The sequence below is a fragment of the Pseudomonas sp. KH_021 genome (assembly GCF_057838865.1).
Genome location: NZ_CM174477.1, coordinates 5,216,487 through 5,238,987 on the forward strand (window position 1 = coordinate 5,216,487; position 22,501 = coordinate 5,238,987).

Below are 22,501 nucleotides of genomic sequence, written 5' to 3' on the forward strand. Positions count from 1 at the left end.
GACGTATACAAATGCACCCACACCTGACCAAATTGTTGAGCCTGTCCGGCCTTGCCGCCGCCCTCCTCGCCGCCCATGGCAGCGCCCAGGCGGCCGAGGTCCAGGCCCCCAAATTCAGTGCCGAGCCGTGCTGCCAACTGTGCCCCGAGGCCCACGACGCCAGCCGCTACACCACTCGCTACCAGCAGAACTTCACCACCCTGGTGCAGGCTGAAGGCGACTGGCTGTTCCGTACCCGCGAAGACCTGCGCACCGAATTCGACACCACCCCGGCCGGCTATCGTCGCCTGCAACAACTGCACAATGCCTTCAAGGCCAAGGGCGTGGAGTTGGTGGTGGTCTATCAACCGACCCGCGGGCTGGTCAATCGCAACATGCTAAAGCCCGCCGACAAGGCCGCCTTCGACTACGAGAAAGCGCTGCGCAATTACCAGGCCATGCTCACCCGCTTCAGCAAGATGGGTTACTGGGTACCGGACCTGTCGCCGCTAACCAACGAAGCCCTGCCGCTGGCCCAGCAAGGCCATGACTTCTACTTCCGTGGCGACCAGCACTGGACCCCCTACGGCGCCGAGCGCGCGGCGAAAATCGTTGCTGAGAAGGTCAAGCAGGTGCCGGGCTTTGCAGACATTCCCAAGCGTGAATTCGAAACCCACAAATCCGGGCGCATGGGCAAGACCGGCACCCTGCATAACGTCGCCGGCCAGCTCTGTGGCACCAGCTACGCGGTGCAGTACATGGACCAGTTCACCACCGAGCCCAAGGGCGAAAGCGGTGGCGACGATCTGTTCGGCGATTCGGGCAACCCTGAAATCACCCTGGTCGGCACCAGCCACAGCGGCAAGAACTACAACTTCGCAGGCTTTTTGGAGCAGTACATCGGCGCCGACGTGCTCAACGTTGCCTTCCCCGGCGGTGGCCTGGAAGGCTCGATGCTGCAGTACCTGGGCAGCGAAGACTTCCAGACCAAGCCGCCGAAGATTTTGATCTGGGAGTTCTCACCGCTTTACCGCCTGGACCAGGAAACCATCTACCGGCAAATGATGGCGCTGCTCGACAACGGCTGCGAAGGCAAGCCGGTGCAAATGAGTGCCAGCACCACCCTGAAACCGGGCAAAAACGAACTGCTGGTCAACGGCCGTGGCGGTGCGATCAAGCACATCGACAACGGCAGTCATCAGGTCGATATCCAGTTCGAAGACACTACGGTCAAAACCCTGCAGGCGACCCTTTGGTACATGAACGGGCGCCACGAAAACCTGAAAATCGAAAAACCTTCCACATCAGACACCGACGGGCGCTTCGCCTTTGAACTGCGCGACGACGAGGACTGGGGCTCGCAGGACCTGCTGGCCATCGAAGTCCAGGGGCCAGAGGCCGGTGCCGCGCCGCAGAAAGTCGAAGCGAAAATTTGCAAACGCAACGTATTCCCCGGCGCGGCCAGCCATACCGCCCGTGCCGGGCTATGAGGTTTCTATGCAAAGGTTAAGCAAGCAAAGGTCAAGCACATCCGCATTGCTCGCCCTGGCCCTGTTCGGCGCTGCCGCGCAGGCCAATGCAGCACTGGTTCCGCCCCAGGGCTATTACGCCGGGGTGGAGAAATTCAAGACGGGTAAGGACGATTTCAAATGTGAGGCCATCCCCGCGCCCTATACCGAAAAGCTGGTGTTTCGCAGCAAGTACGAAGGCTCGGACAAGGCCCGCTCCACCCTCAATCGCGACTCCGAAAAAGCCTTTCGCCAAGCCACCGCCAACATCACCACGCTGGAGCGTGGGGTGAGCAAGATGGTCATGCAGTACATGCGCGACGGCCGCCCCGAGCAGCTCGATTGCACGCTGGCGTGGCTCGGTAGCTGGTCGCAGGCCAATGCCCTGATGTCCACCGACTTCAACCACACCGGCAAGTCGATGCGCAAATGGGCGCTGGGCAGCCTGTCTTCGGCCTGGCTGCACCTCAAGTTCTCCAACTCGCACCCGCTGGCCGCGCACCAGGCCCAGGCCGAGCAGATCGAAAAATGGTTTGGCCGCATGGCCGACCAAGTGGTCAGCGACTGGAGCAACCTGCCGCTGGACAAAATCAACAACCACTCCTACTGGGCCGCCTGGTCGGTGATGGCGACTGCCGTGGCTACCGATCGCCGTGACCTGTTCGACTGGTCGGTGAAGGAGTACCGCGTGGGGGCCAACCAGGTCGATGCCCAAGGCTTCTTGCCTAACGAGCTCAAGCGCAATCAGCGGGCCCTGGCTTACCACAACTACGCCCTGCCGCCGCTGGCGATGATCGCAAGCTTCGCCCAGGTCAATGGCGTGGATGTGCGCCCCGAGAACAACGGCGCCCTCAGGCGCCTGGGAGAACGGGTGTTGGCCGGGGTTAAAGACCCCTCCGAGTTCAGGAGTAAGAACGGCGAGAAACAGGACATGACTGACCTGAAGATCGACAGCAAATACGCCTGGCTCGAACCCTGGTGCAGCCTCTACCGCTGCAGTGCCGATGTGATCGAGCAGAAGCACAAGATGCAACCGTTCAAGACATTCCGCCTGGGCGGCGACCTGACACGGGTCTACGACCCGCAGGCCGAACAAAAACGGTAACGCCCCACCCCCTTCCCCCTGTAGGAGCAGAGCTTGCTCGCGAGACGTCGAACCTGACACACCGCGTAGGCCCTAATCGCCGGCAAGCCGTGCTCCTACAGGTGGGGGTACAGAATATTTTTGGAATTTCCCCCGCAATGGCGCGGGGGGTTTGGGGGGCTGCGGCCCTTGACTCGGAAAACAAGGAGAGATCGGGATGGTGTTTTCATCCAACGTGTTTCTGTTCCTGTTCCTGCCGATCTTTCTCGGCTTGTACTACTTGAGCGGGCAACGCTATCGCAACCTGCTGCTGTTGATCGCCAGCTACGTGTTCTATGCCTGGTGGCGGGTGGACTTCCTGGCGTTGTTCATCGGCGTCACCCTGTGGAACTACTGGATCGGCCTGAAAGTCGGTACCGCCGGCGTACGCACCAAGCCTGCCCAGCGCTGGCTGCTGCTGGGCGTGGGAGTCGACCTGGGCATCCTCGGCTACTTCAAGTACGCCAACTTCGGCGTCGACAGCCTCAACGCAATCATGGCCTCGTTCGGGCTCGAGCCGTTCATCCTGACCCATGTGCTGCTGCCGATCGGCATCTCGTTCTACATTTTCGAGTCGATCAGCTACATCATCGACGTCTACCGTGGCGACACCCCGGCCACCCGCAACCTGATCGACTTCGCGGCATTCGTGGCGATCTTCCCGCACCTGATCGCAGGCCCCGTGCTGCGCTTCAAGGACCTGGTCGATCAGTTCAACAACCGCACCCACACCCTCGATAAGTTCTCCGAGGGCTGCACCCGCTTCATGCAGGGCTTCGTCAAAAAAGTCTTTATCGCCGACACCCTGGCGGTGGTCGCCGACCATTGCTTCGCGCTGCAAAACCCAACCACGGGTGATGCCTGGCTCGGCGCCCTGGCCTACACCGCGCAGCTGTACTTCGACTTTTCCGGCTACAGCGACATGGCCATCGGCCTGGGCTTGATGATGGGCTTCAGGTTCATGGAGAACTTCAAGCAGCCGTACATCAGCCAGTCGATCACCGAGTTCTGGCGGCGCTGGCACATCAGCCTGTCGACCTGGTTGCGCGACTACCTGTACATCACCCTGGGCGGTAACCGTGGCGGCACCTTTGCCACCTACCGCAACCTGTTCCTGACCATGCTGCTGGGCGGCCTGTGGCATGGCGCCAACTTCACCTACATCATCTGGGGCATGTGGCACGGTATGTGGTTGGCGATCGAACGCGCGCTGGGCATCAACGCCGCCCCGCAGCGCTTCAACCCGATCCGCTGGGCCGCGACCTTCTTGCTGGTGGTGGTCGGCTGGGTGATCTTCCGCGCCGAAAACCTGCACGTCGCCGCCCGCATGTACGGCGCCATGTTCAGCTTCGGTGACTGGCAGTTGTCGGAACTCAACCGCGCCAACCTCACCGGCCTGCAAGTGGCCACCTTGGTGGTCGCCTACCTGACGCTCGCGATCTACGGCCTGCTGGACTTCTACCGCAACGCCAAGCCAACCCCTCGCGAGCCTGTCCAGATCGTGCTGCCGAGCGCAGGCGGCGCAGCGGCCATCGACTGGTCGCGCTATGCGGTGCGCGCCATGGTGCTGCTGTTGTTCGTGGCCTCGATCCTCAAGCTCTCGGCGCAAAGCTACTCGCCGTTCCTTTACTTCCAGTTTTGAGCGAGGCGACCATGACCCGATCCTTACGACTGATCTACATCGCGCTGTTCATGGGCCTGCTGGTGGCCCTGGGGCTGTGGTCGCTGGGGGCTTTCAAAAGCTTTCAGCGCACCGAGCAGATGACCCTGCTCAACGGCAAATGGGCCAAGGCCACCGAGACCCACTACGACGCCGAGTTCCCGCTCAAGCGCATGGGCACCAACCTCTGGGCGGCGCTGGATTTCAAACTGTTCAATGAAGGTCGGCCGGGTGTTGTGCTGGGCCGCGAGCAGTGGTTGTTCAGCGACGAAGAGTTCAAGCCGATTGCAGGCAGCGATCACTTCGAACAGGAAAACCTGGCGTTGATGCGCGGCGTGCGCGACACCCTCAAGCAGCATGGAGTGGAGCTGGTGCTGGCCATCGTTCCGGCCAAGGCGCGCTTGTATTCCGAGTACCTTGGCGAGCAGACCCCGGCCACCTTGCACGCCGATCTCTACAGCGAATTCCATGCCCAGGCACGCCAGGCCGGTATCTTCGCCCCGGACCTATTGGCACCGCTGCAACAAGCCAAAGCCCGTGGCCAGATGTTCCTGCGCACCGACACCCACTGGACGCCGATGGGCGCCGAAGTGGTAGCCCAGGAAATCGGTGCGGCCGTAGCCCGCCAGGTCCCGCTGAGCGGCGAGCCGCAGCCGTTCGTGACCGAAGCGGCCAAGAGCGCCCCCTACAAGGGTGACCTGACCAACTTCCTGCCGCTCGACCCGCTGTTCACCGACCTGCTGCCGGCCCCCGACAGCTTGCAGCAACGCACCACCCGCGCCGTTCGAGCGGGCGATAAAGGCGATGCGTTGTTTGCCGACAACGAAATCCCGGTGGCGCTGGTGGGCACCAGCTACAGCGCCAACCCGCACTGGAACTTCCTCGGCGCGCTGCAACAAGCGCTGAAAAGCGACGTGGTCAATTACGCCGAAGACGGCCATGGCCCCTTGCTGCCGATGCTCAAGTATCTGCAAACCGACGCCTTCAAGAGCAACCCACCGCAGGTGCTGATCTGGGAGTTCCCGGAGCGCTACCTGCCCATGAAAAACGACTTCAGCGCGTTCGATCCGCAGTGGATCGCTGCCCTGAAAAAAACCCGCAATGCCAATCAAGACCTGGCCCTGTCGTCCAATCGGACGGAACACTGAAGAGGAAACGCACATGACCTTGCACACTACCCAACGTCGTAACCGCACCACTCGCATCGCCAAGGCCTGCGCCCTGGCAGCCAGCCTGAGCGTGTTGTCGCTGCAAGCCTTTGCCGGTGCCGACGCCGCGCTCTATGGCCCGACCGCGCCGAAAGGCTCGACCTTTGTACGGGTCTATAACGCCAGCAATCAGGAAGTCAGTGCCACGGTGGGCAGCACCCACATGAACGCCATCGGCCCGCAGGCCAGCAGTGACTTCAGCTTCATGCCGCAAGGCGACTACAGCGCCAAGCTGGGCAGCAAGACCGTGCCGGTCAAGCTCGCCTCCGACCACTACTACACCCTGGTCAACAACAGCAGCGGCGAGCCAAAGCTGGTGGAAGAACCACCCTTCAAGAACAAGCAAAAATCCCTGGTACGGGTGCAGAACCTGACCAGCCAACCGCTCACCCTCAAGACCGCCGACGGCAAGACCGAAGTGGTCAAGACCGTCGCGGCCAACGCCCGTGGCGAGCGTGAGATCAACCCGGTGAAAGTCAGCCTGGCGCTGTACGAAGGCGACAAAAAAGTCAGCGACCTCAAGCCGGTGGCCCTTGAGCGCGGTGAAGCCGCCGTGCTGTACGTCACAGGCTCCGGCAGCAGTCTGAACCCGGTCTGGGTCACCCGCCCAGTCTCAACCCGTTAATCAGATGAAATAAATCTTAAATGAACACTTTCTGTGGGAGCTGGCCTTGCCAGCGAACGAATGCACCGCGGTGCATCAGGCAAACCGCGGTGATGCTATCGCGATGGTCCGGCACTCCGGCAAGGTCTGCTCCTACAAAAAACATCCTGCTTCTCATGACAGTATTTTTTGAATTTTTTACGGAGATACACCCATGATCCCGGTCATTCTTTCTGGTGGTAGCGGTTCGCGTCTGTGGCCTTTGTCGCGCAAGCAGTTTCCCAAGCAGTTCCTCGCCCTGACCGGCGAGCACACCCTGTTCCAGCAGACGATCGAGCGCCTGGTGTTCGATGGCATGGACGCCCCGATCGTGGTCTGCAACAAGGACCACCGCTTTATCGTCAACGAGCAGCTCAGCGCCCTGAAGCTTGAAACCCAGGCGATCCTGATGGAGCCCTTTGGCCGCAACACCGCGCCAGCCGTGGCGATGACCGCCATGAAGCTGGTCAACGAAGGCCGCGACGAGTTGATGCTGGTGCTGCCGGCCGACCACGTGATCGACGATCAGAAAGCCCTGCAACGCGCCCTGGCCCTGGCCACCGTGGCGGCTGAGCGCGGCGAGATGGTGCTGTTCGGCGTGCCGGCCACTAAGCCTGAAACCGGCTATGGCTATATCAAGTCCAGCAACGATGCCTTGCTGCCCGAGGGTGTCAGCCGCGTGGCTCAGTTCGTCGAGAAACCGGATGAAAAGCGCGCCAGTGAGTTCGTCCAGGCCGGTGGCTATTTCTGGAACAGCGGCATGTTCCTGTTCCGCGCCAGCCGCTTCCTCGAGGAGCTGAAAAAGCACGACACCGACATCTACGACACCTGCCTGCTGACCCTTGAGCGCAGTGTCGAAACTGCCGATTCCGTGGACATCGACGAAGCCACCTTTGCCTGCTGCCCGGACAATTCCATCGACTACGCGGTGATGGAGAAAACCCAGCGCGCCTGTGTGGTGCCGTTGACGGCCGGCTGGAGCGATGTGGGCTGCTGGTCTTCGCTGTGGGAAGTGAACGAAAAAGACGACCACGGCAACGTCACCAAGGGCGACGTGGTGGTCCAGGACAGCCGCAATTGCATGATCCACGGCAACGGCAAGCTGGTGTCGGTGATCGGCCTGGAAAACATCGTGGTGGTTGAAACCAAGGACGCCATGATGATTGCCCACAAGGACAAGGTCCAGGGCGTCAAACAGATGGTCAACACCCTGAACGAGCAAGGCCGCAGCGAAACCCAGAACCACTGCGAGGTGTACCGTCCATGGGGCTCGTATGACTCGGTGGACATGGGCGGTCGCTTCCAGGTCAAGCACATCTCGGTGAAGCCTGGGGCGTGCCTGTCACTGCAGATGCACCACCACCGCGCCGAGCACTGGATCGTGGTGTCGGGCACGGCCGAAGTCACCTGTGACGAGAACGTGTTCCTGCTGACCGAAAACCAGTCGACCTACATTCCGATTGCCTCGATCCACCGCCTGCGCAACCCAGGCAAGATCCCGCTGGAGATCATCGAAGTGCAGTCGGGCAGCTACCTGGGCGAGGATGATATCGAGCGCTTCGAAGACATCTACGGCCGCTCGACGCCGATCCAGCGCGGGGTTTCCATCAAGACCATCGCGCAATAACGCAAATCGCGGCGCATTCATCGCGGGTAAACCCGGCTCCTACAGGTCGGTGTAGGAGCAAGGCTTGCCTGCGATGGCTACACCCGGGGTTAGCGGGGAACCACGACCACAGTGCAGGTTGTGCCTGCGGCCAGCAGGAAACCTTCTGGCACTTCATCGATATGAATGCGCACCGGCACTCGTTGCGCCAACCGCACCCAATTGAAGGTCGGGTTTACATCGGCAATCAACTCGCGGCTTTCGGGGTTGTCGCGGTCATAGATACCACGCGAAATACTCTCCACATGCCCCTTGAGCCGCTCCCCGCTCATCATCTGCAGCTCAGCCTGGTCGCCCACTTTCACATGGGGCAGTTTGGTTTCTTCAAAGAAGCCATAGACCCAGAACGAATCTTTATCGACCACCGCCATTTTCGCCTCGCCCACCCGGGCGTAATCGCCCTTGTGAACATTGAGGTTGGTGACATAGCCATCCACCGTGGCGAGGATTTTGGTGCGTGCCAGGTCCAGCTTGGCCGCGTCCAGTTGCGCCTGGGCATGCTGGTAATCAGCCTGGGCGGAGTTGGCGATGTTGCTGGCATCGTCACGGTTTTCCTTGGAGATCACCAGATTGTCCAGGTCGGCACGGCGGTTGGCATTGACCTTGCGCATCTCCCAGGTGGCCTTGCGTGACGCCACCTGCGCCTCGGCCTGCTTGACCGCGATCTGGTAGTGCTCAGGATCGATCTGCAGCAACACATCGCCCTTCTTCACCAATTGGTTATCGCGCACCGGCACGTCCACCACATAGCCCGGCACGTCAGCGGCGACGTTGATGATATCGGCGCGTACACGCCCGTCGCGGGTCCAGGGTGTGGTCATGTAGTTGACCCACAACTGGCGGCCGATCATCACGGCGACGATCAGTACCAGTAAAGTCCCGAGCAGGCTGAAAAGCTTTTTCATCGATCAGTTTCTCAACGGTAAACAGTGAGCGCCATGGCGCCGAAGATGCAAAAGAACAGACACAGGCGCAACAGCGCCGGGTGCCAGAAAAAGCGATAGAGATCCAGGCCGCTGAGTAGCCGGTCGAACCCCCAGGCCACCACCGCAGCCAACAAAAACAACAAGGAAACAGTCGGCATATAAATGCCGTGGAAGGCGAATTCACGGGGCATGGATCAATCCAGACGGGGTCACCAACGGCGACCGAGGGTCGAGCAAGGAGGTGCGGATAAAGTGCAAGTAGCTCTGCACCCGGCGCAGTGGCGAGGTGTCGAAGTGGCGGGCAAACGGCTCATCGGTGGCCTGAACCCGGACAATGGCATGTTCGACCGCCACCCGTGCGCGTTCCAGGTTGCTGGCACTCGGTGCAATGAACAGCCGCACCAGCGCCCGGCCCATGACCCGGATCGCCTGGCGCCAGGCCTGGGATTCGGCATAAGCCGGGTGCACCGGCAATATCGCCTGCTCGCGGCGCAGTTCGATGATCGCGTGGCCAACTTCCAGCACCACGAACATCCAGCGCAGCAGGTCGCGCTGAACGTGCGGTTTACCGGCGGCCAGCCCATAAGCCTGGTGCAACACATCCCGAGTGCGGCTTTCGAACGCCGAACCCAGCCCGCGCAAGCGACCGCTGATGGCAAACACCACTTGCGAACGCAGGTCCTGCTCCATTTTTTGCCACAACCAGCGGCTGTTCGGCGGCAAGATAATCGCCCCGGCCGCGGCGCAGACCAGCATGCCGATCAGCATGCCGATGTAGTCGTTGATAAACGCATAGGGGTTGTAGACGGTGAGGTTGTCCGGCACCGATCCGATCGAAAAAAAGATCAGCAGGCCCACACCGTAACCGGCATACAAAGACCTTGAAGCCAGGAAAGCACCGACAGCCAGCACCGGCGCCAACACCACGCACAACAAGGGAAAGCCGTCGATCCAGGGGAACACGAAAAAGGTTTCGGCAAAGCCCACCAATGCACCCAACAATGTCCCACAAGCCATCTGGAACGACATGCGCTTAGGGTTGGGTGTGGCCGCAGAAAGCCCGACGGTGGCGGCGGCCACCAGGGTCATGACCGCGCCGCTGGGCCAGGCTGTGGCGATCCAGTAGCTGCCCAATATCAGCAGGATCGAAGCGGCGCGCAGCCCCGCCGACAACGACACCCACCCATTAGTCTGAGGCATGAACGGCTCGTCCCAACGCTCGCGATCGTGGCTGTGATCGGCCAGCGAGGCGTGGGTTTGGGCATAGCTGTGCAGGTCATCGACAAAACGGTACAGCAGCTCATAAGCGGTGTGGAAATCCAGCAGGTCGTCGTCCGCTGGGCTGCTTTCGATGAAGTGCTCGCGCAGGCGCCGTACATGGGCTGGTAGCGCGTCCTTGTACTGCGCAAGCGCAAGCACCAGGCGCGCGGCATCGGCGTCGGTCAAGGCCCGGCCGCTGTAGCTGTCGAGCAGATCAGCCAACGCCTGCAGGCCAGGTTCGATAGCGGTTACCGTCTCGCCACGGCCACGGTCGCGAATACGCTCAAGCAATTGGTGCAGAGCATTGAAGCGGGTGGTGATGGCCATAAACTCGCTGTTCAGGCGGCTGACCCGGCCCGAGCGACGGCGCATGTGCGGGTCCTCGAATGCCACCACCCCTCGCAGCCCTTCCAAGCCTACGGCTTCGGCAATAAACCGAACGTTGCTGCTTTCGAAGCGATCGCGCTGGCTATGGCCTCGCAGGCCCTCGGTGACGAAACCTGCAAACACGCCAAAGCGCTGATACAGCGCATTGCGCATCGAGGCGCTGGCCGACTGAGGCAAGATCGCCGCGCTGACAACGGTCGATACCACCAGCCCGAGGCTGATCTCCAGCACCCGCCAGACGGCCGCCATAAAGGCTGCGTCCGGGTGTGACAGCACCGGCAACCCGACCATCGCCGCGGTGTAGCCCGCCAACACGAAGCCATAGCCGCGAAAGTTGCGCTGGCGCACCGCGCCGGCCGTGCAGATCCCCACCCAGAGGGCCAGGGCTGGCAAAAACAGCTCGGTGTTCTGAGGGAACAACGCCACCAGCCCAACCGTGACGGAGGAGCCTGCCAAGGTCCCGAGAAACCGATAGAAGCTCTTGGCGAAGACATGCCCGCTCTGCAACTGCATCACGATAAACACCGTGATCATCGCCGTGCGTGGCTGCGGCAACTCCAGGCGCATGGCCAGCCACAGCGTCAGGAAGGCTGCGGTCAGCACCTTGAAGATGTACACCCAAGTCACGCCATCGCTGCGTGCCCATTCAAAAAAGCCACGGCGCCACTCCAGGGTCCAAAGCGTGCGAAACGGCAACAACCACAGGTTCATTGCAACCGCCTCATTGATCAAGCACGGCGAGGGTCGCCGGCGTTTTCGGGGCTTGTGCCTTGCCGTCGTCCGGCACATCGGCGCCTGCATTCAGGCCGCCACCCAAGGCGGTGACCAACTCGGCGTGGGCGCTCAGGCGTGCGGCCTGGACTTGCTGCTCGATCTGTTGCTGGCGAAACAGCAAGGTTTGCGCATTGAGCACATTGAGGTAATCGGTCAGCCCGCGCTCAAAGGCAACCCTCGCGATGTCGTAGGTTTTCTGCGCCGAGGCCACCGACGCCTCGGCAAAGTGCTGCTGCTTGTCCATCGACTCGCGACGAATCAGCTGGTCAGAGATGCTTTTGAGCGCCTCGACGAGCGTCTGGTTGTAATGCGCCACCGCCACGTCGTAACCGGCCGATGCCTCACCCAACTGCCCACGCAGGCGGCCGCCGTCGAAGATCGGCAAGCTGACCGCCGGGCCCAGGTTGTAGTTGAGCTTTTTGCCGGTCAAAAACTCCAGCGGCCCGCCACCCGTGGCCATGAAACCGAGGCTGCCGACCAGATCGACATTGGGGTAGAAGCCTGCATGGGCGACCTCAATACCGCGCGCCTGGGCTGCGACCTGCCAGCGGCTGGCAACCACGTCCGGGCGTTGGCCCAGCAGTACGGCGGGCAGCGTCGAAGGCAGTTTCAAGGCGGTGTGCAGGGCCAGGGTCGGCCGCTGAATCTGCGCCCCCACGCCTGGACCCTTGCCGGCCAGCGCCGCCAACTGATTGCGGCTCAGGGCGATTTCTTCGTCGAGGGCGTCCAGTTGCCGATGGGTTTCGGGCAGCGGCGTCTGCGCCTGACTGACTTCGAAATGAGTGCCGATGCCGCCGTTCAAGCGCCGCTCGGCCAGTTGCAGTATTTGCTCCTGCTGTTCCAGCGTGGCCTTGACGATGTCACGCTGGGCATAGTGCAGCGACAGCTGGATATACACCCGCACGATGTTGTTTTGCAGCTCAAGCTGGGCCTGACGCGCCTGGGCCACGGTCATATGGGCCAGGTCCACCGCCTGTTCGCTGGCATTACGCTCACGGCCCCAAAGGTCCAGGGCATAACTGAAACCGATGGCGGCGTTGTTGTCCCAGGTATTAGCCCCGGAAAGATCGCCCGGACCATAGAACTGATCTTCAGGCCAATTGTGGCGCTTGAGGGTCGATTCTCCCTTGATCTGTAAAGATTCGGCCGACTCGACCACACCGGCCATGGCCTTGGCCTGGCGTACTCGTGCGGCGGCCATGGCCATGCTCGGGCTGCCCTGCACTGCCTGGGCAATCCAGCGGTCCAGTTGTGGGTCGCCATACGCCGACCACCATTGCTGGGTCGGCCAGTGTGCATCCTTGGCCGCGGCCTGGATGGCTTCGTCAGTCGCCAGGGCGTTGGCGTCTATTGCAGCGCCTTTGGGGGCGATTCCTCCAGTACCGATGCAGCCGCTGAGGGTCAAGGTTAAAGCCCATACACTGAAAGCGTTCAGCTTTCTTTTGATGCGACGCGGCACTACGGCGAGTTCCCGATAGAGGTGGATAACGCTTTGAGGAGCGCAATTCTAGGGGGCGGATCGGGGTGCCGATAAGCCGGGAATACTGCGAATCTTTGTTACAGATCCGTTGATAATCAGGCTTTAGTCTGAAGACTGAGTTGAAACTTCGTGTCACAATTTGTCGTCTATTCAGAGAGCGACCCATGGACACCCTGCAAAACATGCGTGCCTTCAGTTGTGTGGCCCAGGTCGGCAGTTTTACTGCCGCCGCCGTGCAGTTGGACACGACGACCGCCAACGTCTCGCGCGCTGTCTCCAACCTCGAAGCACATTTGCAAACCCGCCTGCTCAACCGCACCACCCGGCGCATTGCCCTGACCGAAGCCGGCAAGCGTTACCTGATGCGCTGCGAGCAAATTCTCACCTATGTCGAAGAAGCCGAAGCCGAGGCCAGCGATGCCCACGCCCGACCGGCAGGCGTCTTGAAAGTGCATTCGATGACCGGCGTAGGCCAGCACTACGTCATCGACGCCATCGCCCGCTATCGCAAGACTCACCCGGACGTGACCTTCGACCTGACCATGGCCAACCGAGTGCCCGACCTGCTCGACGAGGGGTATGACATTTCCATCGTGCTGGCCAGCGAATTGCCCGACTCAGGGTTCGTGTCCCAGCGTCTTGGCATCACCTACAGCGTGGTCTGCGCCTCGCCTGAATACGTGCAAACCCACGGCATCGCGCAAAAGCCCAAAGACTTGCTCAACCACGCTTGCCTGCGCATGGTCAGCCCGGTGATTCCGTTGGAAAAATGGACATTCGACGGCCCCGAAGGCCAGGAAATGGTCAGCATCTCCAATGCCCCGTTCCAAGTGAATTCGGCCGATGCCATGGAAGCAGCCATCAGCAGCGGCATGGGCGTGGGTGTACTGCCGATCTATTCGGCCATCGAAGGCCTGCGCAACGGCACGTTGGTGCGGGTGATGCCCAAGTACCGGCTGCAGGAGCTGAACCTGTACGCCATCTACCCCTCGCGCCAGTACCTGGATGCCAAGATCAAGACCTGGGTCGAGTACCTGCGCAACTCGTTACCGGAGATCCTCGCGGCGCACGAAGCGGACCTCAAGACCCACGAGGTCTGGATCCCCAACTGAACCCAGGGTGAGCCTGGGTGATGGAGAATGGCGGTGGAGAATGTTAGCGTGCTACGTGTTAGCCGCTTTCCTCTCCACCGTCCGCCGAGAATTTGCCCGATGAAAAAGACTGTCCTTGCCTTCAGCCGCATCACGGCACCCATGGCCGAGCGCCTGCAGCAAGACTTCAACGTGATCATCCCAAATCCGAAACAGGGCGATATCGCCGCCCAGTTCAACGAAGCCCTGCCCCACGCCCATGGCCTGATCGGTGCTGGCAGGCCGCTGGGTCGCAAGCAGCTGGAAGCCGCCACCCACCTTGAAGTGGTGTCCAGCGTTTCGGTCGGCTACGACAACTACGATGTGGCCTATTTCAACGAACGTGGGCTGATGCTCACCAACACCCCCGACGTGCTGACCGAAAGCACCGCGGACCTGGGGTTCTCGCTGATCATGAGCAGCGCCCGCCGAGTGGCCGAACTGGACGCCTGGACCAAGGCCGGCGAATGGAAAGCCACCGTCGGCCCGGCCCTGTTCGGCAGCGACGTCTATGGCAAGACCTTGGGGATTGTCGGCATGGGCAACATCGGCGCCGCCATCGCCCGCCGTGGCCGCCTGGGCTTCAACATGCCGATCCTGTACAGCGGCAACAGCCGCAAGACAGCGCTGGAACAAGAGTTGGGCGCGCAGTACCGTAGCCTTGAGCAGCTGCTGGCCGAGTCGGACTTTGTTTGCCTGGTCGTGCCCTTGAGCGACAAGACCCGCCATATGATCAGCCACGAACAACTGGCCCTGATGAAGCGCAGCGCGTTCTTGATCAACATCAGCCGCGGGCCGGTGGTCGACGAGCCGGCATTGGTGCAAGCCCTGCAACAAGGCACTATCCGTGGCGCGGGGCTGGATGTGTACGAGAAAGAGCCGCTGACCGAATCTCCGCTGTTCCAGCTCAAGAACGCTGTGACCTTGCCACACGTAGGCTCGGCCACCGCCGAAACCCGTGATGCCATGGCGAACCGGGCGGTCGATAACTTGCGTGCAGCATTGCTGGGTGAACGCCCGCAGGACCTGGTGAACCCGCAGGTGTGGAAGGGCTGAACCCCGACGCCTCGCGGGTCACGGGTCACGGCTTTGGGGTAGGAGCCGGCTTTAGCCGCGATGAACGCACCGCGGTGCATCAGGCAAACCGCGGTGCGTTCATCGCGGCCAAGGCCGGCTCCTACCTTGGGATTGTGCTGCCCAGCTTCAGCACCACCTGTGCCGAGTCGTACAACGGAATTTTGGGAAACTTCCCGCGCAGTGATGTGGATTTTTCCTACTTATCTTTTTCCCGTAATTTGCCAAGGTCTGGCCTCTTTCTGATTGATAGGAACAGGCCATGTCTCGTAAACCTGCTGCCCGCCAGGGTGATGCTGTCAGATGCCCATGTTGCGGCGAAACCCAGATCGATTCTGGCTCGCCGAACGTACTGTTCGACGGCTTGCCTGCCGCCCGTCTGGGTGATTGCACCGCCTGTGGTGCAACGATCAACGCCCAGGTCATCCCCAATGTACTGATCAATGGCCGACCTGCCGTTGTCACGGGTTCCGAAAGCTCCCAGGGTGGCGTTGTTATCGGTGGTTCTGGCACGGTCTTGATTGGCTCCACTCCGCAACATCACACAAGCTTCAGCCCTCCTCAGTCTTTCGATGCTCCCTCGGTAAAGCAGCCGGTTATGCCGGACAGGAAAGCCGCGTGGCGTGGCGATGACAACCCACCGAACGTGTTCGAAGAGGAAGAGGAGGAAGAAGAGCAGCAGGAGGACATGGTCGCTGGCGTTACCTTGCGTATTGGCGTGTTTTTTGATGGCACCGGTAACAATGCGACCAATGCGATGTTGGGGGCGCAGTGCAATTTGTCAGTTGGGATATTGCCCGAAGACGTGGAAATCAGTTGCAAGCCTTATATGAGCGACCCGGAGAGCAGTTATGGGAATGATGTGACGAACATCAGAAAGCTGAGTGATCTTTATCATGCGCCTGAAAAAATTGAAGGTGGGACGACGCTAAAGCAGGCTGTTCGATCCATCTACATTGAAGGTATTGGTACTACTGCAGGCAAAAAGGATAGCCTGTTGGGCTCAATGATGGGCCGCGGAAAAACTGGGGTAGCCGGTCGGGTAGAGCATGCTATTACGGAGGTTAATACTGAACTCGAGCGCTTCAGAGAACAGAACCCAACCCGTGAAATCAGTCACCTCATCTTTGATGTGTTTGGTTTCAGCCGAGGCGCTGCTGCCGCGCGGCACTTTGCTAATGAGGTCGCACTTGGCGCAAACGGGCCATTGCAAACCGTAGTAACGAATAAAAAAATATCGTTCACTCGTTCGTTCAGGGGGGACTTTCAGAACGACATTGATGTCGGCTTTATCGGTCTGTTCGACACCGTCGCCTCGGTCGGTGGCTTAGACAATTTCGGCTATATCCGCAGCCCGAGTGCACCGGGTGTCAATCTTCATTTGCCGGTCAAACGATTCCCGAATGTGGTGCACCTAGTCGCCGGCGACGAAACTCGTGCGAACTTCGCGCTCAATCGAGTCGGCCCCGACCATCCAGAAATCGTATTGCCCGGCGCGCACTCGAATCTAGGAGGCGGTTACCACCCCAGCGCTGAAGAGCGGGTATTGATCTCCCCGATGCTGGCGCTCTCAGTCCCCCTCTCTACTCCCGTAGAGGTTACCTCCATCTACAAATATGCCCGTGAAGCCTACGATAATTATCGCGCCATGGGCTGGCCTGCCGAGATGCTTGAAATAGTGATCCCCGCCTCGAAGCTCTTGCCGGTTGATCCCCTGGACCGAATGGGCACTCGCGAAAAACGGGTCTACGTTGCGCTCGAACTCAAACGCCAGGTACGCGGCGAGTTGTCTCGAGTGTATTTGCGAGTGATGCATGCGTTAGCGAAACAGAAAGGTGCGCCCTTCAAAGACATACCTGATTTATCAGAATTCAATATTCCAGAAGAGCTTAAACCCTTATGTGATCGCTTTGTCGCAGGGGACTACCGTATGACGGCGCAAGAAAAACACTTACTCCAGCTTCGCTACATCCACACCTCCGCCCACTGGAATCCACCAACCGCTCTACAAGGGAAAGATCCCCGCACGGGGCTGCTGTTGTACGTCAATGCTCCGACGCCTGATGGCGAACGGGTGCTTCATCCTCATGCTCCTGAGCGAGACCGTAGTTGATGCGATTTGCGTTCGTCTTCTTGGCAATTCTGCTCACCTCCGGTTGTCAGGCACGGGACCCGCTTTCGGGGGAGCAAGATCCACACTCGCCGTGGTGGTACCTTGGCTTTACCGCGCCGTACTACATGCTGGCTCAGGTAGAACACAGTGCCGTCGTTGATATCTCGAACATGCTGTTTCATCGCCCCGGAGGGCGCCTTGCTGGAGACGAACCAGAGAGCAAGAGCGCGTCTGCAAAAGAGTGGGCGGGGTATGGGGGGATCGGCCAAGCCGTATCGGGAGCTGCGCTTCCTATTCGGATCTATGTTCGCTGGCAGTCCATTGCCGAGCCGCAAACTTATGAGGCCTGGGTTGAAATCCCTGAAGAGGCACGGCAAATCATGAGAAAGGCCACCTCCAGACGATGCCCAAAATATCCAGATAGCCCTGCCCCCTATCTCACCAGTGTGACCCTGGGTCTGGCCCCGGGCGGCATTGTCCAGGCCTGGACTTACGATGAATGCCATAAGTCGATCAAAATCGCTCGGGCCCAAGGTGAAGTGGTGCTTTTGGGGCCGGATTTGGGGCGCAACGAAGGCCGTTACGCCTACGAAATCAGCGAGCGCTCCAAGCGCTATATCGAGGAGTTCGGAATCCCGTATGGCAGTTGGTAGTACTGCTGTGAAGCCCTGCACCGTAGACCCACTTCTTGGTGGGCCTGCGGTCATGTGCTGGGGGGGGGGCGCTTTGCAGCTGAAATATCCGAAAACCCGAAGAACTTGAACACTTATGTGATCGTTTCGTTAAAGGTGACTACCGTATGACAGCGCAAGAAAAGCACTTACTTCAGCTTCGCTACATCCACACCTCCGCCCACTGGAATCCGCCCATCGCTCTACAAGGGGAAGATCCCCGCACGGGGCTGCTGCTTTACGTCAATCCTCCGACGCCCGATGGCGAACGGGTACTTCATCCTCATGCTCCTGAGAAAGCACGTGGATGATGCGAGTGCTGTTCGTCTTCTTGGCTCTGATATTGACCACTGGTTGTCAGGCACGGGACCCACTTTCGGGGGATCGCGATCCTCACTCGCCGTGGTGGAACTTGGGCTTTACGGCACCTTTCTACATGGTGGCTTATGTTGAGCACAGTGGAGTCGTTGATATCTCTAATAGGGTATTTCATCGTCCCGGCGGCGGCTCATATGGAGACGAGCCGAAGGGAGAGGTCGCGTCTGCAGAGAAATGGTCGGGGCACTCGGGCATTGGCCAATCCGTGTCGGGTGCCGCGCTTCCCCGGCGTATCTATGTCCGTTGGCAGTCCATTGCCGAGTCACAAACATACGAGGCCTGGGTTGAAATCTCGGAAGAAGCACGGGAAATCATGAAAAGGACCACCTCCCGGCGGTGCCCCAAATATCCAGACAGCAATTCGCCGTACATGGCCATTGTGAGCCTTGGCTTAGCCCCCGGCGGCATTGTCCAAGCCTGGACTGACGATGAATGCCATAAGTCGATAAAAATCGCTCGAGGCCAAGGTGAAGTGGTGCCGCTAGGCCCTTTCCTAGGGAAGAGCGGAGGCCGTTACGCCTACGAAATCAGCGAGCGCTCCAAGCGTTACATAGAGGAGTTCGGAATCCCGTATGGCAGTTGGTAGTACTGCTGTGAAGCCCTGCACCGTAGACCCACTTCTTAGTGGGCCTGCGGTCATGTGCCGGGGGGGCGATTTGCAGCTGAAATATCCGAAGATCCGAAGAACTTGAACTCTTATGTGATCGTTTCGTTAAAGGTAACTACCGTATGACGGTGCAAGAAAAACACTTACTCAAACTTTGCTACATCCACACCTCAGCCCATTGGAATCCGCCTATCGCTCTACAAGGGAAAGATCCCCGCACGGGGCTGCTGCTGTACGTCAATGCTCCGACGCCTGATGGCGAAAGGGCTCTTCATCCTCATACTCCTGAGCGAGACCGTGGTTGATGCGTTTTGCATTCGTCTTCTTGGCAATTTTGCTCACCTCCGGTTGCCAGGCACGGGACCCGCTTTCGGGGGAGCGAGATCCACAATCGCCGTGGTGGAACTTGGGCTTTACCGCGCCCTACTACATGCTGGCTCAGGTAGAACACAGTGCCGTGGTTGATATCTCGAACATGCTGTTTCATCGCCCCGGAGGGCGCCTTGCTGGAGACGAACCAGAGAGCAAGAGCGCGTCTGCAAAAGAGTGGGCGGGGTATGGGGGAATCGGCCAAGCCGTATCGGGAGCTGCGCTTCCTATTCGGATCTATGTTCGCTGGCAGTCCATTGCCGAGCCGCAAACTTATGAGGCCTGGGTTGAAATCCCTGAAGAGGCACGGCAAATCATGAGAAAGGCCACCTCCAGACGATGCCCAAAATATCCAGATAGCCCTGCCCCCTATCTCACCAGTGTGACCCTGGGTCTGGCCCCGGGCGGCATTGTCCAGGCCTGGACTTACGATGAATGCCATAAGTCGATCAAAATCGCTCGGGCCCAAGGCGAAGTGGTGCTTTTGGGGCCGGATTTGGGGCGCAACGAAGGTCGTTACGCTTACAAAATCAGCGAGCGCTCCAAGCGCTACATCGAGGAGTTCGGAATTCCGTATGGCAGTTGGTAGTACTGCTGTGAAACCCTGCACCGTAGGCCCACTTCTTGGTGGGTCTACGTGTCGGGACGAGGTTGGCGCTGCTCACCTATCAACTACCGATGCACCCGATCCCGCCCCACCACATTCTTCACTACGTACCGGGGCCGGTGCTTGGTCTCCATGTAGATCCGCCCGATGTACTCCCCCAACACACCAATCCCGATCAACTGGATCCCGCCCAGAAACAGAATCGCTGTCATCAGCGACGGGTACCCCGGCACGCCGTTGTCGTTGACCAGGTTGTCCACCACCATGTACACCGCATACGCCAGCGCAAACAGCGACACTAAACCGCCCACATAAGTCCATAGCCGCAGTGGCACGGTGCTGAACGAAGTGATGCCCTCCAGTGCCAGGTTCCAGAGTTTCCAGCCGTTGAACTTGCTCTCCCCCGCCACTCGCTCGGCGCGGTCGTATTCGACGACCACAGTATTGAAGCCCACCCACGACAGCACGCCTTTCATAAACAACTGATGTTCGGGCAACTGCAGGATCGCCTGCACCACCTTGCGATCCATCAAGCGAAAATCGCCGACGTTTTCCTCGATCTTGGTATAAGCGATCTTGTTGTGCAGGTGATAGAACATCGCGGCCGAGCTGCGCTTCAGGTAGCTGTCGGCCGAGCGGTCGCGGCGCTTGGCCAACACCACATCGGCGCCGTTGTGCCACTCGCGCAGCATGATGGGTATGACACTGATCGGGTCTTGCAGGTCGGCATCCATCGGGATCACCGCTTCGCCGCTGGCATATTCCAGCCCGGCAAACAGCGCCGATTCCTTGCCGAAGTTGCGGGAAAAGTTGATCACCAGCACGTTGTCATCGGCTTGTGCCAAGGCATGGGTAATGGTGTCGGTGCTATCGGTGCTGCCATCGTTGACGAAGATGATCTCTACCGTCAGCTCGGCCAGCGCCGGCTCACCCCGTACCGCGCGATAGAACAGCTCCACCGTCTGCTCTTCGTTGAACACAGGAACGATCAGTGAAATCTTCACAGGTTAAGTTCTCCTGAACACAACGAATTTCGAAAACAGATACCCCACCACCAGGCTAAAGGTCGAAAACAGCACCAGGGTGAACAATGGCGGCAGGGACAAGCGATCGCCACCATGACCGAACAGCAAGCTGATCAACCCCATGAAAGCGATAAACAAAACGTAGCGCAGGCCCGATGGCCGTACGCCGAAGGTAAAACGGGCGTTGATAAAATACGAAAAACTCACGGCCACACAAAACGCTGCCAAATTGCTCAGGGCCTGTGGCTGGCCAAGCTCCCAATGCAATATCAGGAACACCAGCCAGTGAATGCCGGTATTGACCAACCCCACCGCAAGGTAACGGCTGAACAGCCTGGGCATGAAGCGGCCTCGTGAAAAAGACGGGCTTACCACCGGTAGACCTCAGGGGCGGTCACAGGCTTCATTACGATGAAGCCGTTGCCGTTGATCGCATACACGTCATAAAACCGGCCCTGCACCAGTGGCAGGAAATTGCCTTGCGCCAACTGCCGCGCCGTGTAGGGCGGATCACTCTGAATCACGTTGGTCCAACCGGCCCTGGGAAGCATCTCTGGCAGGACAAAGAAATTGATATTGAGCACGTATTTCAGGGCGGGCACCAGCGTGGTCGAACCGCTGGCGCCTGGTAGCCAGGCCGCGCTCGTTCCGATATCCAGCATGTAGAGCTTGTTGGCCTCGCGCAGTTCACGGTGGCTGCCCAGGTCGTAGCTCAGGTGGTGCAAGACGGTGTCGGTCAACGCTTTCTGCACGCTCAAGACACGCCCATAGACGTAGCTGAACGACAGCAGGCAGAACACCGGCACCAGCAGCACCAATCCCAAGCGGGAGTGACATTTATGCAGCCAGACATGGTTCAGATAGAACACCAGTATCAACAGGCTGCCCAGACCCGTGAGCGTGCGCGCACCATCGTTGAACTCGCGAAACAACAAGGTGAAGCCCGAGACACACAGCAAAAGCAACGGCAGGCTGAGCACGTAGAACAGCAACGGCACCACGCTGCGCCAACCGTACTTACCCCACATCCGCCATCCCGCCCAACCCCAGGCCAGCACCGCACCAATGGCCAGCAAAACGCACAGCCAGCGATTGCCGCCGTTGACCAGTAACTCCACTCGCGTCACGACCAGCATCAAGCGTGTGCCCAACTCATGGAACACATCCGGTTGGACGCTCAACAAGCCTTGGCGCAACGGCGTCATGAACTGATAAGCCGTCAGGTAATAGCCGACGCCGCCGGCCAACAACTGAGCCACCCGGAGGATCACCATCTGCCAGACACGCGCCGGCGGCTGGCGCTCCACCACAAGCCGGACCACGTCGATACAACACAGCCCGATAAACACGTTCAGGCTCAGTTGATAGAGGCCCATCGCCAAGGCAATCAATACGCCCGGCCAGAGTATCTGCAACCAGCGATAGCGGGACTGGAAAGCCAGTGCATAGACCATCGCCACCAAGCTCAGGGCCATGGTCGGCCCGTCATATTGATACGACAGGTTTTGCAGAAAATAAGGGCTGTACCACAACGGCAGCACCACCAGACAGGCACTGAAGGTGGGTTGCCGGAAATAATGAAAGACCAGCCTTCGCAGGGCAAAGGCTATCGCCAGGGTGGCGATCAGCAGGGGCAGCGGAAAGATATTCGGCGCCGCCCCGGTAAAGGTCAGCGCCTGGTAAAACAGCTCGTTGAATAACCTGCCTTCGTCGCGCCAGCCTGTACCGGCCATTTGCGAGCGCCAGCTGTCATCGATGTAGAAGAAATCCGCGAGTATCAGCGGGTACACAAACACGAATGCAGCGACCACAAACAGCACCAGCGTTTCACCCGGTGACAGCACCCGATCGAACAGTGAGTGGCGGCCCATCGCGTCTCCTCATGAAGCGGGCAATCATCGCATCACCCTCCT

At 59.8% G+C, this 22,501-nt stretch carries 19 protein-coding genes; 12 read left to right on the forward strand and 7 right to left on the reverse strand.

Translation table 11 applies throughout. The features are described 5' to 3' along the window. Positions 1-11 precede the first annotated feature (11 nt). From AC3IX4_RS24080 to AC3IX4_RS24105, 6 genes are all read left to right on the forward strand, one after another. On the forward strand, positions 12-1,469 hold the full coding sequence (locus AC3IX4_RS24080; RefSeq protein WP_489257845.1) for an alginate O-acetyltransferase: 1,458 nt from the start codon (positions 12-14) through the stop codon (positions 1,467-1,469). A 7-nt stretch (positions 1,470-1,476) separates the two neighbouring features. Then, positions 1,477-2,592, forward strand: coding sequence for a mannuronate-specific alginate lyase (locus AC3IX4_RS24085; RefSeq protein ID WP_489257846.1), 1,116 nt, complete (start codon positions 1,477-1,479; stop codon positions 2,590-2,592). A gap of 196 nt (positions 2,593-2,788) precedes the next feature. Then, positions 2,789-4,252 carry an MBOAT family O-acyltransferase gene (locus AC3IX4_RS24090; protein ID WP_489257847.1) on the forward strand — a complete coding sequence of 488 codons (1,464 nt, stop codon included), beginning with the start codon at positions 2,789-2,791 and terminating at the stop codon, positions 4,250-4,252. A gap of 11 nt (positions 4,253-4,263) precedes the next feature. Further along, positions 4,264-5,418 carry an alginate O-acetyltransferase gene (locus AC3IX4_RS24095; protein WP_489257848.1) on the forward strand — a complete coding sequence of 385 codons (1,155 nt, stop codon included), beginning with the start codon at positions 4,264-4,266 and terminating at the stop codon, positions 5,416-5,418. Positions 5,419-5,431: 13 nt separating this feature from the next. Further along, positions 5,432-6,103, forward strand: a complete 672-nt coding sequence (locus AC3IX4_RS24100; RefSeq protein ID WP_489257849.1) for an alginate O-acetyltransferase AlgF — start codon at positions 5,432-5,434, stop codon at positions 6,101-6,103. 193 nt (positions 6,104-6,296) lie between these two features. Then, on the forward strand, positions 6,297-7,748 hold the full coding sequence (locus AC3IX4_RS24105; protein ID WP_489257850.1) for a mannose-1-phosphate guanylyltransferase/mannose-6-phosphate isomerase: 1,452 nt from the start codon (positions 6,297-6,299) through the stop codon (positions 7,746-7,748). A gap of 89 nt (positions 7,749-7,837) precedes the next feature. Here the strand turns inward: AC3IX4_RS24105 and AC3IX4_RS24110 are convergent, their stop codons facing one another. Genes AC3IX4_RS24110 through AC3IX4_RS24125 form a run of 4 tightly spaced genes read right to left on the reverse strand, consistent with a single transcriptional unit; the run spans position 7,838 to position 12,593 of the window. Continuing rightward, positions 7,838-8,692 carry an efflux RND transporter periplasmic adaptor subunit gene (locus tag AC3IX4_RS24110; protein ID WP_489257851.1) on the reverse strand — a complete coding sequence of 285 codons (855 nt, stop codon included), beginning with the start codon at positions 8,690-8,692 and terminating at the stop codon, positions 7,838-7,840. Positions 8,693-8,703: 11 nt separating this feature from the next. Continuing rightward, positions 8,704-8,904, reverse strand: a complete 201-nt coding sequence (locus AC3IX4_RS24115; RefSeq protein WP_489257852.1) for a DUF1656 domain-containing protein — start codon at positions 8,902-8,904, stop codon at positions 8,704-8,706. Continuing rightward, positions 8,894-11,071 (reverse strand): FUSC family protein, encoded by a 2,178-nt coding sequence (locus tag AC3IX4_RS24120; RefSeq protein WP_489257853.1) that lies wholly within the window; start codon positions 11,069-11,071, stop codon positions 8,894-8,896. Before AC3IX4_RS24120 ends, AC3IX4_RS24115 begins: the two co-directional genes overlap by 11 nt. Before the next feature lie 10 nt (positions 11,072-11,081). After that, positions 11,082-12,593, reverse strand: a complete 1,512-nt coding sequence (locus AC3IX4_RS24125) for an efflux transporter outer membrane subunit (RefSeq protein WP_489257854.1) — start codon at positions 12,591-12,593, stop codon at positions 11,082-11,084. 185 nt (positions 12,594-12,778) lie between these two features. Here AC3IX4_RS24125 and AC3IX4_RS24130 point away from each other — a divergent pair, with 185 nt between their 5' ends. The 6 genes from AC3IX4_RS24130 to AC3IX4_RS24155 all read left to right on the forward strand — a co-directional run bounded on the left by AC3IX4_RS24130 (position 12,779) and on the right by AC3IX4_RS24155 (position 19,545). Further along, the gene (locus AC3IX4_RS24130; RefSeq protein WP_489257855.1) at positions 12,779-13,726 is read left to right on the forward strand and encodes a LysR family transcriptional regulator; all 948 of its coding nucleotides are present in this window, start codon (positions 12,779-12,781) and stop codon (positions 13,724-13,726) included. A gap of 99 nt (positions 13,727-13,825) precedes the next feature. After that, entirely contained in the window at positions 13,826-14,800 is a 975-nt protein-coding gene (locus tag AC3IX4_RS24135; protein ID WP_489257856.1) for a 2-hydroxyacid dehydrogenase, read from the forward strand. A 280-nt stretch (positions 14,801-15,080) separates the two neighbouring features. Next, complete coding sequence (locus AC3IX4_RS24140; protein ID WP_489257857.1) at positions 15,081-16,931, forward strand: type VI secretion system family protein; 1,851 nt, start codon at positions 15,081-15,083, stop codon at positions 16,929-16,931. After that, the gene (locus AC3IX4_RS24145; protein WP_489257858.1) at positions 16,931-17,584 is read left to right on the forward strand and encodes a DUF2931 family protein; all 654 of its coding nucleotides are present in this window, start codon (positions 16,931-16,933) and stop codon (positions 17,582-17,584) included. The genes AC3IX4_RS24140 and AC3IX4_RS24145 overlap by 1 nt, the downstream gene beginning before the upstream one ends. A gap of 328 nt (positions 17,585-17,912) precedes the next feature. After that, a complete protein-coding gene (locus AC3IX4_RS24150) occupies positions 17,913-18,566 on the forward strand; it encodes a DUF2931 family protein (protein WP_489261353.1) in 654 nt (217 codons plus the stop codon). Positions 18,567-18,891: 325 nt separating this feature from the next. Beyond that, the gene (locus tag AC3IX4_RS24155) at positions 18,892-19,545 is read left to right on the forward strand and encodes a DUF2931 family protein (RefSeq protein WP_489257859.1); all 654 of its coding nucleotides are present in this window, start codon (positions 18,892-18,894) and stop codon (positions 19,543-19,545) included. 83 nt (positions 19,546-19,628) lie between these two features. On the opposite strand, the gene AC3IX4_RS24160 is transcribed toward AC3IX4_RS24155, so the two are convergent. Genes AC3IX4_RS24160 through AC3IX4_RS24170 form a run of 3 tightly spaced genes read right to left on the reverse strand, consistent with a single transcriptional unit; the run spans position 19,629 to position 22,459 of the window. Continuing rightward, on the reverse strand, positions 19,629-20,567 hold the full coding sequence (locus tag AC3IX4_RS24160; RefSeq protein WP_489257860.1) for a glycosyltransferase family 2 protein: 939 nt from the start codon (positions 20,565-20,567) through the stop codon (positions 19,629-19,631). A 3-nt stretch (positions 20,568-20,570) separates the two neighbouring features. Then, positions 20,571-20,930, reverse strand: a complete 360-nt coding sequence (locus AC3IX4_RS24165; RefSeq protein WP_489257861.1) for a GtrA family protein — start codon at positions 20,928-20,930, stop codon at positions 20,571-20,573. 26 nt (positions 20,931-20,956) lie between these two features. Next, positions 20,957-22,459: a glucosyltransferase domain-containing protein gene (locus AC3IX4_RS24170; RefSeq protein WP_489257862.1), complete on the reverse strand. Its 1,503-nt coding sequence runs from the start codon at positions 22,457-22,459 to the stop codon at positions 20,957-20,959. Positions 22,460-22,501: the final 42 nt, after the last annotated feature.